The sequence below is a fragment of the Kitasatospora sp. NPDC006697 genome (assembly GCF_042869935.1).
Taxonomy (GTDB): domain Bacteria; phylum Actinomycetota; class Actinomycetes; order Streptomycetales; family Streptomycetaceae; genus Kitasatospora.
Window position 1 is genome coordinate 126,170 of record NZ_JBIAGU010000022.1, and the last position, 15,088, is coordinate 141,257.

Consider the following 15,088-nt stretch of genomic DNA (forward strand, 5'->3'; position numbering starts at 1 on the left):
CCGTCCGTTCGTCCAAGGGGCGCTGCGGTAGCCAAGCTTGGCAAGAGCGGGGCGGTCGGCGCACGGGGGGCGGTGCCCGTTCCGAGCCGGGGGTTATCCCCACCAGGCGCCGTGTTCTTCGTGTGGTGATCGTCTCGTCGGGTGTCTTACGGGTCGGGCGGGGTACCGGGGGAGCTGGACGGTGGCCATAGACTCACGCCGTACCGAGGTTATGGAACGGGTAAAGACCGCTGGAGGCGAACGCATGGAGGGGCCCCGGGCCGCTGCCCTCGCGGCCGACCCCGCGTCGGGGAGCGGCTACTTCGACGCCTATGCGGCCGTCGGTCTGCTGGCGGTGATCGGCGTGCTCTTCGTCGCCGTCTCGTTCAGCGCCAACCGGCTGCTGCGACCGGTCATCCACTCGCCGGAGAAGCTGCTCAGCTACGAGTGCGGAGTGGACCCGGTCGGTGAGGGCTGGGCGCACACCCAGCTGCGCTACTACGTCTATGCCTTCCTCTATGTGATCTTCGCGGTGGACGCGATCTACCTCTTCCCGTGGGCGACGGTCTTCGCCGCCGCGGGGTTCGGTGCGGGGACCCTGGTCGAGATGTTCGTCTTCCTCGGCTTCCTCGCGGTGGGGCTGCTCTACGCCTGGAAGAAGGGCGTTCTGGAATGGACGTGACCCACAGCCACGACCACGGCCACGGCGGGGAGGGACCGGTGCCGCTCGGGCTGCCGGACCCGGCCCGGCCCGGCCCCGGGGCGCTGGAGCAGCGCCGGCTCGGGCCGCTCTCCCGGCTGGCCCCGGACCCGGTCAAGGTGGTGCTCAACTGGGGGCGCCGCTACAGCCTCTGGTGCTTCAACTTCGGCCTGGCCTGCTGCGCGATCGAGTTCATCGCCGCCTCGATGGCCAAGCACGACTTCATCCGGATGGGCGTGATCCCGTTCGCCCCCGGGCCCCGGCAGGCCGATCTGATGATCGTTTCGGGCACCGTGACGGACAAGATGGCGCCCGCCGTCAAGCGGCTCTACGAGCAGATGCCGGAGCCCAAGTACGTGATCTCCTTCGGCGCCTGCTCCAACTCCGGCGGCCCCTACTGGGACTCCTACTCGGTGACCAAGGGCGTGGACCAGATCATCCCGGTCGACGTCTACGTGCCCGGCTGCCCGCCGCGGCCCGAGGCGCTGCTGCAGGGGATCCTCAAGCTCCAAGAGAAGATCGCCACAGAGTCGCTCCAGGCCCGCTACAGCGGCCCGTCCGCCGACGCGCTGCGCCGGCCGCTGCTGCCCGGTCCCGGGGGTGCGCAGTGAGCACCGACTTCACCCCCGAGGCGGCGGCCGCCGCCATCGGGCCCTGGGCGAGCGCTGCCCGGGCCTATGAGCTGATCACCGTGGACGTGCCCGCCGAGCACTGGATCGAGGCGCTGACCGCGGTCCGGGACGGGCTGGGCCTGCGGTTCTTCGACTGGCTCAGCGCGGTGGACGAGCTGGCCGACGGCTTCGCGGTCTGCGCGCACCTGGCCGCCGTCGGCGAGCCGGACGGGACCGGCGCGGTGCGGCGGCTGCTGCTGCGCACCCGGGTGCCGCGGGCGGCGGCCGAGCTGCCGACCGCCGCCGGGGTCTACGCCGGGGCCTCCTGGCACGAGCGGGAGACGCACGAGATGTTCGGCATCTCCTTCACCGGCCACCCGCACCTGGTGCCGCTGCTGCTGCCCGAGGGCTTCGAGGGGCACCCGCTGCGTAAGGAGTTCGTGCTGGCGGCCCGGGTGGCCAAGGCCTGGCCCGGCGCCAAGGAGCCCGGCGAGAGCGACCACGGCGACGGGCCGGCGCGGCGCAAGATGCAGCCGCCCGGCGTGCCGGACCCGAACGAGTGGGGGCCGCTCAAGGGCACCCTGCCGCCGGTCGCCGAACGCCCGGCCCGCGCGGCCCGGACCCCGCGCGCGGCCGCCGGTGCGGCCGGCGGGGAGGCGCCGCCGGTGCGGGCGGACCGGCCGCGGCGCAACCGGAGCATCACCGAGGGCTCGACCAGCCAGACGGCCCCGGCGGCTCCCGCCGCGCCTGCCGAGCCCGCCGCTCCCGAGACGCCCGCTGCTCCCGAGGCCCCCGCCGCTCCCGAGACGCCCGCCGAACCCAAGGCGGCGCGGCCCCGGAGCGCGGACGCGCCCTGGCACTCGCCCGTGCCCGCCTACGACGAACCGGCCGAGCCCCCGGCCCCGGCACCCGAGAAGCCCGGCAGCACCGAGGACGGAGACGGCGCGTGAACCTGCTCGACACGCTGCTGCGCTGCGTCGCCGCGCTGGTGGTCTTCCTGATGCTGCCGCTGGTGATCGGCCAGACCGAGCACAAGGTGATGGCCCACATGCAGGGCCGGCTCGGCCCGATGTACGCCGGCGGCTTCCACGGCTGGGCCCAGCTGGTCGCCGACGGCGTCAAGTTCGCGCAGAAGGAGGACGTGGTCCCGGCCGGCGCCGACCGCAGGGTCTTCCAGCTCGCGCCGGCCGTGGCGCTGCTGCCCTACCTGGTGGTGCTGCTGGCCATCCCGGTCGGCCCGCACGGGTTCGTCGGCCAGGCCGTCGACGCGGGCCTGTTCTTCGTGCTCGCCGTGATGGGCATCGGGGTGCTCGGCTCGCTGATGGCCGGCTGGGCCTCGGCGAACAAGTTCTCGCTGCTCGGCGGCCTGCGCACGGCCGCCCAGCTGATGTCCTACGAGCTGCCGATGCTGCTCGCCGGGGCCTCGGTGGCGATGGCCGCCGGCACCGTCTCGCTGACCGGCATCATGGCCGCCTTCCACTGGTGGTGGGTGCCGTGGCAGGCGATCGGCGCCTTCGTCTTCTTCACCGCCGGACTGGCCGAGCTGCAGCGCCCGCCGTTCGACATGCCGGTGGCCGACTCCGAGATCATCTTCGGCGCGTACACCGAGTACACCGGCATCCGGTTCGCGTTCTTCCTGCTCTCCGAGTACGCGGGCATCCTGGTGCTCTCCGCGCTGACGGCGGTGCTCTTCCTGGGCGGCTGGCACGGCCCGCTGCCGGACAGCCTCGGCTGGCTCTGGACCCTGCTGAAGACCTTCGCGCTCGCCTTCCTGGTGATCTGGGCCCGGGTCACCTTCCCCCGGCTGCGCGAGGACCAGCTGATGAAGTTCGCCTGGACCGTGCTGATCCCGCTCGCGCTCCTCCAGCTCGCCCTGACCGGCATCATCAAGGTGGCGATCACCCAGTGAACCTCCCCGGCTCCGGCCTGGCCAAGGGCCTCGCCGTCACCCTGCGGACGATGACCCGCAAGACAGTCACCGCGCAGTACCCGGACACCCAGCCGCTGCTGCCGCCGCGCAGTCGCGGGGTGATCGGCCTGCTGGAGGAGAACTGCACGGTCTGCATGCTCTGCGCCCGCGAGTGCCCGGACTGGTGCATCTACATCGACTCGCACAAGGAGACCCTGCCGGCGGCCGACCCGAACGCCCGGGCCCGCACCCGCAACGTGCTGGACCGGTTCGCGATCGACTTCTCGCTCTGCATGTACTGCGGGATCTGCATCGAGGTCTGCCCCTTCGACGCGCTCTTCTGGTCGCCCGAGTTCGAGTACGCCGAGACGGACATCCACGAGCTGACCCACGAGCGCGAGAAGCTGCGCGAGTGGATGTGGACGGTGCCCGCCCCGCCCGCCCTGGACCCGGCGGCCGAGGAGCCCAAGGAGATCGCGGCCGCCCAGAAGGCCGCGCAGAAGGCGGCCGCCGCGGCCGGTGATGCCTCGTGACCGCCCGTCAGCTGCTGGCGGCGGCCGGCCCGCTCGCGCCCGCGCCGCACGGCTTCCTCTCCCCGACCGGGGTGGAGATCGTCTTCGTGCTGGTCGGCCTGGCCGTGCTCGGCGCCGCGGTGCTCACCGTGACCACCCGCCAGCTGGTGCACGCCGCGCTCTGGCTGGTGGTCGCGCTCGGCGGCCTGGCCGTGGAGTTCCTGCTGCTCACGGCCGAGTTCGTGGCCTGGGTGCAGGTGCTGATCTACCTCGGCTCGGTGGTGGTGCTGGTGCTCTTCGGCCTGATGCTCACCAAGGCGCCGATCGGCCGCTCGCCGGACGCCGACTCCGGCAACCGCTGGGTGGCCCTCGGGGTGGCGCTGGCCACCGCGGCCACCCTGGTGACCCTGGTGGCGGACGCCTTCCGCACCTCCTGGATCGACCTGGGCGCGGGCGGCGGCTCCACCGCGGCCGTCGGCGCCTCGCTCTTCCGCTACTGGGTGCTGCCCTTCGAGGCCCTGTCGGTGCTGCTGCTGGCCGCCCTGGTCGGCGCCATCGTGATCTCCCGCACCGGCGGCGGCGCCAAGCCGCGGGCCGGCCGGCTGCGCACCGCCCGCACCGGCACCGCGAAGGTGCCGCCCGCGGCCCCGACCCGGCAGGAGCGCTGACCCCCGATGCACCTCGCCTACCCGGCCGTCCTCGCCGCGCTGCTCTTCGCCATCGGCGTCTACGGCGTGCTCGCCCGCCGCAACACCGTGCTGCTGCTGATGTCGGTCGAGCTGATGCTCAACGCCGTCAACCTCAACCTGATCGCCTTCGACGCCTGGCTGCGCGACGCGCTGCACGCCGGGCAGGCGCTCACCCTCTTCACCATCACCGTGGCCGCCGCCGAGATCGGCCTGGGCCTGGCCATCGTGCTGCTGGTCTACCGCACCCGGGGCTCCTCCGACGTGGACCGGCTGACCGCGCTCGGCGACCGCGCCGCCGAGGTGCCGGCCCAGGCGGGGGCCGCGGACGGCGCCGGGCCGATCCTGTCGGACGTGTCGAAGGGGAAGCCCGTCTCGTGAACACCGCTCTCCCCGCGCTCGTCCCGGCGCTGCCCGCGCTCGGCGCCGCCGCCACCTTCGCCACCGGCCGCCGGGCGCCCGGCTGGACCCGCCCGCTGGCCGTGCTGCCGGTGCTGGCGGCCGGGGTGCTGGCGCTGGTCGCCGCCCTGCAGCTGGGCACCGGCCGGTCCCTGGACGCGGCCACCCGGCTGACCCCGACCGGCGGCCCGGACATCTCGCTCGCGCTGCACCTGGACGGCTACACCTCGGTGCTGACCGTGCTGGTCGGCCTGGTCGCCACCTGCGTGCAGGTCTACTCCACCGCCTACCTCAAGGCGGACCCGCGCTACCCGTCCTACGCGGCCCTGGTCTCGCTCTTCACCGCCGCGATGTTCCTGGTGGTCTACTCGGGCGACCTGATCGTGCTGCTGGCCGGCTGGGAGGTGATGGGCCTCTGCTCCTACTTCCTGATCGGGCACCACTGGGAGACCGCGGACGCCCGCTCCGCCTCGCTCAAGGCCTTCCTGGTCACCAAGCTGGGCGACGTGCCCTTCCTGTTCGGCATCTTCCTGCTGGCCGGGGACGCGCACACCTTCCGGATCTCCGGCGTGCTGAGCGCGGCCGCGCACGGGCAGCTGCAGCACCCGACGCTGACCGCCCTGCTGCTGCTGGCCGGCGTGGCCGGCAAGAGCGCCCAGTTCCCGCTGCACACCTGGCTGCCGGACGCGATGGCCGGCCCGACCCCGGTCTCCGCGCTGATCCACGCCGCCACCATGGTCGCGGCCGGCATCTACCTGGTGGCCCGGCTGCTGCCGGTCTTCCTGCTGTCCGGCGCGGCCCTGGTGGTGCTCGCGGTACTGGCGGCCGTCACCATGATCGGCTCGGCGCTCTGCGCGCTGGCCCAGGACGACATCAAGCGGGTGCTCGCCTACTCCACCGTCGGCCAGCTCGGCTACATGGCCGGCGCGCTGGCCAGCGGCGACCGCGAGGCCGCCGTCTTCCACCTGGTCAGCCACGGCGCCTTCAAGGCGCTGCTCTTCCTCTCGGCCGGCGTGCTGATCCACGCCGCCCACACCAACTCGCTCTCCGCGATGTCCCGGCTGCCCGGGCTGCGCGACCGGGTGCCGGACGCCCGCTGGACGCTCGGCATCGGCCTGGCGGCGCTGGTCGGCCTGCCGCCGTTCGCCGGCTTCTTCAGCAAGGAGTCGGTCTTCACCGCCGCCGAGCACGCCGTCAACGGCGAGGCGCTGACCAACGGCGTCGGCCCGGCCGACGCGGTGCCCTGCGCGGCCGGCTGGATCGTCCTGATCGCCGCCGGGCTGACCGCGCTGCTCACCGCCGCCTACGCCACCCGGCTCTGGCTGCTCGCCTTCCCCGGCCGGGCGGACCGGGCTCCCGCCCCGGCCGCCACCGGCCCCGAGCCCGGCGCGCCCTACTCCAAGGAGCTGGACGAGGCCGACCCCGCGCACGCCGAGCCCGCCGCGATGCGCTGGCCGCTCTGGGTGCTGGCGGTGCCGGCGCTCGGCTTCGGCGTGGCCGGGGTGCGCCCGCAGTGGCTGCCCAAGCTGCTGGACGGCGGCTCGCTCAGCCCCTCGCTCGCCACCGCCGTGGTCGGCACCGGCCTGGCCGTGGCCGGCGGGCTGATCTGCTGGGCCGCCTGGCGGACGGCGCGGTCCCGGGCCGAGATGGTGCCGGAGCAGGGCGTCGCCCCCGCGGCCGAGAGCCTGGGCACGCCCCGGCCGCAGCCCGCGCCGGCCGTCGCCGACCCGGGCCGGCTGCTGCTGGGCCCGCTGTTCCGCGCCGCGCAGCACGGTTTCTTCGTGGACCGGCTCTACCACCGGCTCTTCGTCCGCCCGACGGTGGCCGCCGCCGAGCTGGTCCGGTTCCTGGACCGCGAGGTGGTGGAGACCTACGTGCAGGGCTCCGGCGGCGCGGCCCGGCTGCTCGGCTGGGCGGTCCGGCGCAGCCAGACCGGCAACGCCCAGACCTACCTGAGCGCCCTGCTGGCCGCCGTGGTACTGATCGCGGTCTTCGTGGCGGTGGGCGCATGACCGCGCCGGCGCCGCGCCGCTCGTCCTCCGACCCGGGGAGTCCCCGATGACCGCACTCCTCATCGCGCTCCTGCTGCTGCCGCTGCTGGGCGCCGCCGCCACGCTGGCCCCGGCCGCCGTCTTCGGGCCCGACGAGGCGACCCGGGAGCGCCGCGCGCTGACCTTCAACGCCGTGGTCAGCGGCCTGGTGCTGGCGCTGGCCGTCGCCCTGGCGGCCGCCTTCGACCACGCCCACCCGGGCCGGATGCAGGGCGTCACCGACCTGCGCTGGATCCCGGCGATCGACGTCCGCTTCCACCTCGGGGTGGACGGCGTCTCGCTGCCGCTGGTGGTGCTCACCGCGCTGCTGACCTTCCTGTGCGCGGTGTACTCCACCAAGCGGCGGCCGACCGGCGAGGGCACCCCCTCGGCGGTCTCCTTCACCGGGCTCTTCCTGCTGCTCGAGACGGGCATGCTGGCCACCTTCCTGGTGCTGGACCTGCTCCTGTTCTTTCTGGCCTTCGAGATCGTGCTGATCCCGATGTACTTCCTGATCGCGCGCTGGGGCAGCGGTGCCCGGACGGCCTCGGCCAACCGGTTCATCCTCTACACGCTGCTCGGCTCCGCGGTGATGCTGCTCGGGTTCCTGCTGATCGGGCTGAAGGCGGGCACCTTCGACATGACGGCGCTGGCCGCCGCCCACGGCCAGGGCCTCTCGCACTCCACCCAGGTGCTCGCCGCGCTGGCGATCGGTCTGGGCCTGGCGGTCAAGGCCCCCGCCTGGCCGCTGCACAGCTGGCTGCCGGACGCCCACACCTCGGCGCCGACGGTCGGCTCGGTGCTGCTGGCCGGTGTGCTGCTGAAGATGGGCACCTACGGCATGGTCCGGGTCCTCATCCCGATCGTTCCGGACGGCACCTCGACCTTCGCCCCGTACCTGGGGGCGCTGGGCGCCGTCGGCATCGTCTACGGCTCGCTGGCCTGCCTCTCGCTGGCCCGCCCGGGGCGCGGCGGCGACCTCAAGCGCCTGATCGCCTACTCCTCGGTGGGCCACATGGGCTTCGTCCTGCTGGGCATCGCCTCCCTCACCCCGGTGGGCATCAACGGCGCGCTCTTCGCCAACATCGCCCACGGTCTGATCACCGGCCTTCTCTTCTTCCTCGTCGGCTCGCTCAAGGACCGTTACAAGACGGCGGACCTGGACACCCTTGCCGGTGCCGACACCTTCTCGGGCGGCGCGGCGCTCTACGGGCGCGCCCCCCGGCTGGGCGCCCTGCTGGCCTTCGCCGCGGTGGCCAGCCTGGGCCTGCCCGGCCTGGCCGGCTTCTGGGGCGAGCTGCTGGCGATGTTCGGCGCCTTCCACCCGGGCGCCGGCCTGTCCCGCCCGGCCTTCCTCACCTACATGGCGCTGGCCGGCCTGGGCACCCTGCTGACCGCCGCCTACCTGCTGGTGGTGGTGCGCAGGGTCTGCATGGGCGACCCGGCCCAGCCCGCCGTGGCCCAGCCCGCCGAACTGCGCGGCTACGAGGCGGTCAGCTGGACCCCGCTGGCCGCGCTCACCCTGGTCGCCGGGCTCTGGCCGGCCCTGCTGCTCACCCTCTCCGACCCGGTGGTCAAGCAGCTGCTGGCGGTGGGCTGATCCGATGTCCGCTCAGCTGATGGGTCTTCACCTGATGAACCTCGCCGTGCCCAACGCCGGCTCGCTGATCCAGTCGGTGGACTGGGCGGCGATCGCCCCGCCGCTGATCACCGCGTGCACCGCGCTGGTGGTGCTGCTGGCCGACCTGCTGCTGCCCGAGGCGCGCAAGCGGCTGCTCGGCCCGCTCAGTGCGCTCGGCCTGCTCGGCGCGCTGGCCGCGCTGCTGCCGCTGACCGGCCGGACCAGGTCCACCTTCTGCCTGCCGGACGGCTGCTCCTACACCGCGGACCACTTCGCGCTGGTCTTCCAGCTGCTGGCGCTGGGCGGCGCGCTGATCGCCGCCCTGCTCTCGCTGGCCACCGTCGAGGACGACCGGCTGCCGGCCGGCGAGTACTGGTTCCTGCTGCTCAGCAGCGCCGCCGGGGCCGCCCTGCTGCCCGCGGCCCGGGACCTGGCCACCCTGGTGGTGGCGCTGGAGGTGGTCTCGCTGCCCTCCTTCGCGCTGGTCGCGCTGAAGCGGGACGCGCGCGGCGGCGAGGCGGCGCTGAAGTTCTTCCTCTCCTCGGTGGTCGCCACCGCCGTGATGCTGCTCGGCATCGGCTTCCTCTACGCGGCCACCGGCTCGCTGCAGCTGAGCGCGATCGCGCACGGGCTGCAGAGCGTGCCCGGGCAGCTGAAGCCGCTGGCCGAGGCGGGCGGGATGCTGGCGCTGGTCGGCTTCGCCTTCAAGGTGGCGGCCGTGCCGTTCCACTTCTGGGTGCCGGACACCTACGCGGGCGCGCCGCTGCCGGTGGCCGGCTACCTCTCGGTGGTCGGCAAGGCGGCCGGCTTCGCCGGGCTGGCGCTGGTGACCAGCATCGGCCTGCAGCCCTACGGCCACACCTGGGGCCTGCTGCTGGCGGTGCTGGCGGCGGTCACCATGACGGCCGGCAACACCGCGGCGCTGCGCCAGCGGGCCGACTCGGCGCAGGGCGCGGTCCGGCTGCTGGCCTGGTCCTCGGTGGCGCAGGCCGGCTACCTGCTGGTGCCGCTGGCCGCCGCGGGCTACGCGGGCAGCGCCCACCCGCTGGGCGCCACCGTCGCCTACGCGCTGATCTACGGCCTGGTCAACCTGGGCGCCTTCGGGGTGGCCGCGCTGGTCGGCCGCGGCCGGCCGGCCAACCGGCTGGCGGACTACCGCGGCCTGTTCGCCGGCAACCGCTGGGCGGCCCTGGCGATGGCCTTCTTCCTGCTCTGCCTGGCCGGGCTGCCGCCGGGCGTGGTGGGCCTGTTCGGCAAGGTGGTGGTCTTCCGGGCGGCGCTGGACGCGGGCCTCGGCTGGCTGGCGGTGGTCATGGCGGTCAACGTGGTGATCGCGCTGGCCTACTACCTGCGCTGGACGGCGCTGCTCTTCCAGCCCGCCGAGGAGACCGCCGGGGAGCCGGCCGGTGAGCCGGTCCGCGCCCCGGGCCCGCTGGCCGCCACCCTGGGCCTGGCCGCGAGCGCCGCCGTGGTGCTCTCGGCGGCCCCGCAGCTGGTACTCCAAGTGGTCTCCGGCTCGCTGTTCTGAGCTGCGCCACCCGCTCCAACGTGCGAGGAAGGGAACCAGGGCCCCGACTCCCTCCGTTGTCCAGGTGACCGAGGGATGAGAACCGACTGGGCCTCCCGCTATCGCGCACCACTTGGAGGGGCTGCCGTGCACCGCCAGCACAACGGACTGAGAACCGCCGTCCTACTCGGCGTGCTGTCGGCCCTGATCATCCTGATCGGCAGCTTCTTCGGCCGCACCGGGCTGCTGATCGGACTGGTGGTGGCGCTGGCCACCAACGGCTACGCCTACTGGAACAGCGACAAGATGGCGCTGCGGGCGATGCGGGCCCGCCCGGTGAGCGAGATCGAGGCGCCCGGGCTCTACCGGATCGTCCGGGAGCTCTCCACCTCGGCCCGGCAGCCGATGCCCCGGCTCTACATCTCGCCGACCCCCGCCCCGAACGCCTTCGCCACCGGCCGCAACCCGCGCAACGCGGCGGTCTGCTGCACCGACGGCATCCTGCGGCTGCTGGACGAGCGCGAGCTGCGCGGGGTGATCGGCCACGAACTCAGCCACGTCTACAACCGCGACATCCTGATCTCGTCGGTGGCCGGAGCGCTGGCCTCGGTGATCATGTTCCTGGTGAACTTCGCCTGGCTGATCCCGTTCGGCCGCGACGAGGACGACGACGGGCCCGGGCTCCTCGGCATGCTCGCCATCATGATCCTGGGTCCGCTCGCCGCCACCCTGATCCAACTGGCCGTCAGCCGCTCCCGCGAGTACCAGGCGGACGCCGACGGCGCCCGGATCACCGGGGACCCGCTGGCGCTGGCCAGCGCCCTGCGCAAGCTGGAGACCGGCACCCAGCGGCTTCCGCTGCCGCCCGAGCCCCAGATCCAGACGGCCAGTCATATGATGATCGCCAGCCCGTTCCGTCCGGGCGAGACCGGCGCCCGGCTCTTCTCCACCCACCCGCCGATGGGGGAGCGGATCGCCCGGCTGGAGCGGATGGCCGGGCGCTGAAGCCGCTCCGAGAGGCCGCAGGAGAACCCGTGTTCGTCGTCACCCTCCGCTACACCGCTCCGCTCGAGACCATCGACGAGCTGCTGCCGGCCCACGTCGAGTGGCTGGAGCGGCACTACGCCGACGGCACCCTGCTGGCATCCGGCCGGCTGGTGCCGCGCACCGGCGGGGTGGTGCTGGCCCGCGCCGCCGACCGGGCCGCGCTGGACGCGGTGCTGGCCGGCGACCCGTTCGGACGGGCGGGCGCGGCCGAGTACGAGGTGGCCGAGTTCGTCCCGAGCAAGGCCGCCGCCGGCCTGGAGGCGCTGATCGAGCCGGCCCGCTGAACCCTCACCCGGCGGCCCCGTCCCGTCCGCCCGCCGCACCCGGTTCGTTCACCACCGGGGGAAGGCACAGCTCTGACCGACCGTCGTCAGTAGCTGCGGAGGAACCACCGTGTGCGCGAGCGAGACCTGTGAGCACGCCCAGCCGGACCGCCGGACCCTGCTGCGCACCGGGCTGGTGGCCGGCGCGGCCACGGCACTGAGCCTGGCGCCGCTGAGCTTCGCCGCCGCGGCCGGCACCCCGGCCGGCGGCAGCACCACGCGGACCGTCACCGGCCACCTGGACACCGGCGCCGCCGATTTCGTCTACCTGCCGGTCGAGGTGCCCCGGGGTGTGCGGGAGATCGCCGTCTCCTACAGCTACGACCGGCCCGCCGTGCCGGCCGGCACCCCCGGCAACTCCTGCGACATCGGCGTCTTCGACGAGCGCGGCACCGACCTGGGCGGCAAGGGCTTCCGCGGCTGGTCCGGCGGCTTCCGGACCTCCTTCGCGATCAGCACCGACCAGGCCACCCCCGGCTACCTGCCAGGGCCGGTGAACGCGGGCACCTGGCACGTGGTGCTGGGCCCCTACCAGGTCGCCCCGCAGGGGCTGGACTACCAGGTCGAGGTGACCCTGACCTTCGGCGAGGACCTGCCGGCCTTCGTCCCGCAGTACCCGCCGCTGCGCGCCGCCGGCCGCGGCCGGGCCTGGTACCGCGGCGACTGCCACCTGCACACCGTCTACTCGGACGGCCGTCGGCTGCCCGAGGAGGTGGCGGCCGGCGCCCGGGCCGCCGGGCTGGACTTCATGGTGACCACCGACCACAACACCTCCGCCTCGCACGGCGTCTGGGGCCCGCTGGCCGGCCCCGACCTGCTGATCATCACCGGCGAGGAGGTCACCACCCGCAACGGCCACTGGCTGGCGCTCGGCCTGCACCCCGGCGAGTGGGTGGACTGGCGCTACCGGGCCCGGGACAACGCCTACCCCGGCTTCGCCCGCCAGGTGCACCACTCCGGCGGCCTGGTGGTGCCGGCCCACCCCTACTGCCCCTACGTCGCCTGCCAGTGGAAGTACGGCTACCAGGGCGCCGACCTGGTCGAGGTGTGGAACGGCCCGTGGACCTATGACGACGAGTCGGCGGTGGACGCCTGGGACTCGCACCTGGCCGAGGACCTGCGGGCCGGCCGCCCCTGGCTGCCCGCGATGGGCAACAGCGACGCGCACAGCGTCCCGCAGGTGATCGGCTCGCCGCACAACGTGGTGCTGGCCGACGACCTGACCCGGGACGCCGTGCTCGCCGCGCTGAAGGCCGGCCGCAGCTGGCTGGCCGAGTCCGCCGCGGTACAGCTGGACCTCAGCGCCACCGGCCAGGGCCGGCGGGCGGGCATCGGCGAGCGGCTGGCGGTGGCGCAGGACGCGCCGGTGGACGTCAGCCTGACCGTCGCCGGGGTGCCGAACGGCACCGTCCGGTTCCTCACCGACGAGGGGCAGCTGCACCAGGAGTCGCTGCCCGCGAGCGGCGCCGGCACCGTGGTCTGGCGGACCACCGCCTCGCTGGCGACCTACGTGCGGGCGGAAGTCCGCCACCCGCTGGCCGACGGCACCCCCGGCAAGGGCAACACCATGGGAGCCGCGCTGCCCTGGGGCCCGATGGCGGCGCTCACCAACCCGATCCTGCTCGGCGGCGGCGACCGGGACTGACCCTCAGGGCCGGCCGTCCTCGTCCGGCGGCAGCCAGCGGGTGGCGGCCTGGCCCGGAGCCAGCCGGGCCACCACCTCGCTGAGCTGCACGCAGGCCTGCTCGATCCGCTGGTAGGTGTTGCGCTGCTCGGCGATCAGCGCGGCCAGCAGCAGCCCGGTCAGCGCCGCGCAGCCGTTCAGCGCCTGCAGCAGCACCATGTCGGCCACCACACCGTGCCGGGAGAACGGCCCGGACCGGTGGGTGGCCGCGGCGACGCTGATCACCGAGATCACGAAGGCGCAGGGCGCCGCGCCCAGCAGCTGGTAGCGCAGCGCGGCCCAGATCAGCAGCGGGAAGACCAGGAAGAGCAGGCTCAGCGTGGTCGAGGTGGCCAGCAGGGTGACGGCCACCGTGCCGAGCAGCAGCAGGGCCGGCTCGATCCAGTCGAGCGGCCCGGCCTCCAGCGGGAACCGGATGGTGCGCAGCGCCAGCAGCAGCGGGGTGATCACCAGCACGCCCATCGCGTCCCCGGCCCACCAGGCCGACCAGGTGGACCAGAACCCGCCCCAGGGCAGCGATCCGTCCAGCGCCAGCACCGCGGTGCCGATGGTGGAGCTGATCAGCATCCCGGCCAGCGCGCCCAGGAAGACCAGCGCCAGCCCGTCCCGCAGCCGGTCCAGCTCCACCCGGAAGCCCACCCGGCGCAGTATCAGGCAGGCCGCCACCGGGGCCAGCGTGTTGCCCGCGACGATGCCCAGCGAGGCCAGGTGGATCGGCCCGAGCGAGCCGATCACCAGCAGCGCGCCCAGCGCCACGGCCGGCCAGACGCCCAGCCCGAAGAGCAGCAGCCCGGTCAGCGCCACCCCGGTGGGCGGCCAGAGCGGGGTGACCTTGGCGCCGCCGATGACCAACTGCTCCAACAGCCCCAGTCGGCCGGAGGCGTAGTAGGCCGCGGTGATCGCCAGCAGGCGCAGCGCGGTCGCGGCCAGGCGGCGGGGATCCCGGAACGGGGAGGTGGCCGGTGGTACGGGGGCTGGCGGCACTGCGTTGGGCGGCACCCCGCCATCACACTACGTCCGGGCCGCCGACCAGGGGGAGACACGCAGCACCGGCCGCTCACTCGTCGTGCCGCAGCACCAGGACGGCCGCGTCATCGGTGTGCCCGGTCAGGTCGGCGACCCGCAGCACCTCGCCGGCCAGCTCGCCCGGATCGGCCGTGACCCGCTCCCGCACCACGGCCGCCACCTGCGCCAGGCCGGCCTCGATCGGGAACGCCGGACCCTCGATCACCCCGTCGGTGACCAGCACGAAGGCGCCGGTGCCGGAGAGCCGGCGGCGGGTGACCGGGTAGCGCTCGCCGGCCAGCACGCCGAGCGGCAGCCCGCCGTCGTCCGCGCAGTGGCCCCAGCAGCCGTCGGCGGTGGCCCAGACCGGCGGCACGTGGCCGGCCCGGGCGTGCGCCAGCTCCCTGGTGGCCGGGTCGTAGCGCAGGAAGCTGCAGGTGGCGAAGAGCCGGCTGTCCAGCGAGAGCAGCAGCTCGTTGGCCCGGCTCAGCACCTCGCCGGGATCGGCCGTGCTGGTGGCCACCGCCCGCAGGCCCACCCGCACCTGGCCCATGAAGGCGGCCGCCTCCACGTCGTGCCCCTGCACGTCGCCGAGCGAGAAGGCGAGCGAGCCGTCCGGCAGCGGGAACCCGTCGTACCAGTCGCCGCCCACGCTCAGGCCGTGCCGGGCCGGCGCGTACCGGGCGGCGGTGCGCAGTCCGGGCAGCTGCGGCAGCGCGGAGGGCAGCAGCTCGCGCTGCAGCGCCTCGGCCAGCTCCACCCGGGCCTGCTGCAGCTCGGCCTGCTCCAGCGCCTGCGCGGTGAGCCGGCCGAGCTCGGTCAGCAGTTCGTCCGCGGTCGGGTGGTACACGGGGCGGCGGCGGGTCATTCGGCCCTCCGGACGGCGGGCAGGCGGTGGGACAGGGCCCAGCCTATGTCCGCTGCACGAGTGACGGCGCTGCGGAGCGGCGGGCCCGCCGGATCAGCCCGGACCATTCGCGCACGGCCGGTGGATTCACCCCGCACGGCGAGCACCGGGTGCAATCCTGCAGCAACTCTGCGCCACCGTCAACGGGCCCCTGGTGCCATTGACACT

The 15,088-nt window shown here is 74.2% G+C and carries 15 protein-coding genes; 13 read left to right on the forward strand and 2 right to left on the reverse strand.

Annotated elements, in window-relative coordinates; genetic code table 11:
• The first annotated feature begins 244 nt into the window (after positions 1 to 244).
• The 13 genes from ACFYNO_RS27580 (at position 245) to ACFYNO_RS27640 (ending at position 12,969) form a co-directional block, all read left to right on the forward strand.
• Positions 245 to 661, forward strand: coding sequence for an NADH-quinone oxidoreductase subunit A (locus ACFYNO_RS27580; RefSeq protein WP_388018033.1), 417 nt, complete (start codon positions 245 to 247; stop codon positions 659 to 661).
• Positions 652 to 1,290: an NADH-quinone oxidoreductase subunit B gene (locus tag ACFYNO_RS27585; protein ID WP_388018036.1), complete on the forward strand. Its 639-nt coding sequence runs from the start codon at positions 652 to 654 to the stop codon at positions 1,288 to 1,290. The genes ACFYNO_RS27580 and ACFYNO_RS27585 overlap by 10 nt, the downstream gene beginning before the upstream one ends.
• On the forward strand, positions 1,287 to 2,240 hold the full coding sequence (locus ACFYNO_RS27590) for an NADH-quinone oxidoreductase subunit C (RefSeq protein ID WP_388018039.1): 954 nt from the start codon (positions 1,287 to 1,289) through the stop codon (positions 2,238 to 2,240). Before ACFYNO_RS27585 ends, ACFYNO_RS27590 begins: the two co-directional genes overlap by 4 nt.
• Positions 2,241 to 2,290: 50 nt before the next feature.
• On the forward strand, positions 2,291 to 3,199 hold the full coding sequence (locus tag ACFYNO_RS27595; protein WP_388018124.1) for an NADH-quinone oxidoreductase subunit H: 909 nt from the start codon (positions 2,291 to 2,293) through the stop codon (positions 3,197 to 3,199).
• Positions 3,200 to 3,249: 50 nt separating this feature from the next.
• Positions 3,250 to 3,732 carry a 4Fe-4S binding protein gene (locus tag ACFYNO_RS27600; protein WP_388018127.1) on the forward strand — a complete coding sequence of 161 codons (483 nt, stop codon included), beginning with the start codon at positions 3,250 to 3,252 and terminating at the stop codon, positions 3,730 to 3,732.
• Positions 3,729 to 4,379, forward strand: coding sequence for an NADH-quinone oxidoreductase subunit J (locus ACFYNO_RS27605; RefSeq protein ID WP_388018042.1), 651 nt, complete (start codon positions 3,729 to 3,731; stop codon positions 4,377 to 4,379). Before ACFYNO_RS27600 ends, ACFYNO_RS27605 begins: the two co-directional genes overlap by 4 nt.
• A 6-nt stretch (positions 4,380 to 4,385) precedes the next feature.
• A complete protein-coding gene (gene nuoK / locus ACFYNO_RS27610; protein ID WP_388018045.1) occupies positions 4,386 to 4,778 on the forward strand; it encodes an NADH-quinone oxidoreductase subunit NuoK in 393 nt (130 codons plus the stop codon).
• The gene (locus ACFYNO_RS27615; RefSeq protein ID WP_388018048.1) at positions 4,775 to 6,808 is read left to right on the forward strand and encodes an NADH-quinone oxidoreductase subunit L; all 2,034 of its coding nucleotides are present in this window, start codon (positions 4,775 to 4,777) and stop codon (positions 6,806 to 6,808) included. The genes nuoK and ACFYNO_RS27615 overlap by 4 nt, the downstream gene beginning before the upstream one ends.
• Positions 6,809 to 6,854: 46 nt before the next feature.
• On the forward strand, positions 6,855 to 8,426 hold the full coding sequence (locus tag ACFYNO_RS27620) for a NuoM family protein (RefSeq protein ID WP_388018051.1): 1,572 nt from the start codon (positions 6,855 to 6,857) through the stop codon (positions 8,424 to 8,426).
• A 19-nt stretch (positions 8,427 to 8,445) separates the two neighbouring features.
• Positions 8,446 to 9,975, forward strand: a complete 1,530-nt coding sequence (locus ACFYNO_RS27625) for an NADH-quinone oxidoreductase subunit N (RefSeq protein ID WP_388018054.1) — start codon at positions 8,446 to 8,448, stop codon at positions 9,973 to 9,975.
• Positions 9,976 to 10,101: 126 nt separating this feature from the next.
• Positions 10,102 to 10,959 carry a zinc metalloprotease HtpX gene (htpX, locus tag ACFYNO_RS27630; RefSeq protein ID WP_388018057.1) on the forward strand — a complete coding sequence of 286 codons (858 nt, stop codon included), beginning with the start codon at positions 10,102 to 10,104 and terminating at the stop codon, positions 10,957 to 10,959.
• Between the two features lie 29 nt (positions 10,960 to 10,988).
• A complete protein-coding gene (locus ACFYNO_RS27635; RefSeq protein WP_388018060.1) occupies positions 10,989 to 11,285 on the forward strand; it encodes a YciI family protein in 297 nt (98 codons plus the stop codon).
• 196 nt (positions 11,286 to 11,481) lie between these two features.
• Complete coding sequence (locus tag ACFYNO_RS27640; RefSeq protein WP_388018130.1) at positions 11,482 to 12,969, forward strand: CehA/McbA family metallohydrolase; 1,488 nt, start codon at positions 11,482 to 11,484, stop codon at positions 12,967 to 12,969.
• Between the two features lie 3 nt (positions 12,970 to 12,972).
• Here the strand turns inward: ACFYNO_RS27640 and ACFYNO_RS27645 are convergent, their stop codons facing one another.
• Together ACFYNO_RS27645 and ACFYNO_RS27650 are read right to left on the reverse strand one after the other, a co-directional pair.
• On the reverse strand, positions 12,973 to 13,992 hold the full coding sequence (locus ACFYNO_RS27645; RefSeq protein ID WP_388018133.1) for an MASE1 domain-containing protein: 1,020 nt from the start codon (positions 13,990 to 13,992) through the stop codon (positions 12,973 to 12,975).
• Positions 13,993 to 14,065: 73 nt separating this feature from the next.
• Positions 14,066 to 14,881 carry a PP2C family protein-serine/threonine phosphatase gene (locus tag ACFYNO_RS27650; protein ID WP_388018063.1) on the reverse strand — a complete coding sequence of 272 codons (816 nt, stop codon included), beginning with the start codon at positions 14,879 to 14,881 and terminating at the stop codon, positions 14,066 to 14,068.
• Positions 14,882 to 15,088: the final 207 nt, after the last annotated feature.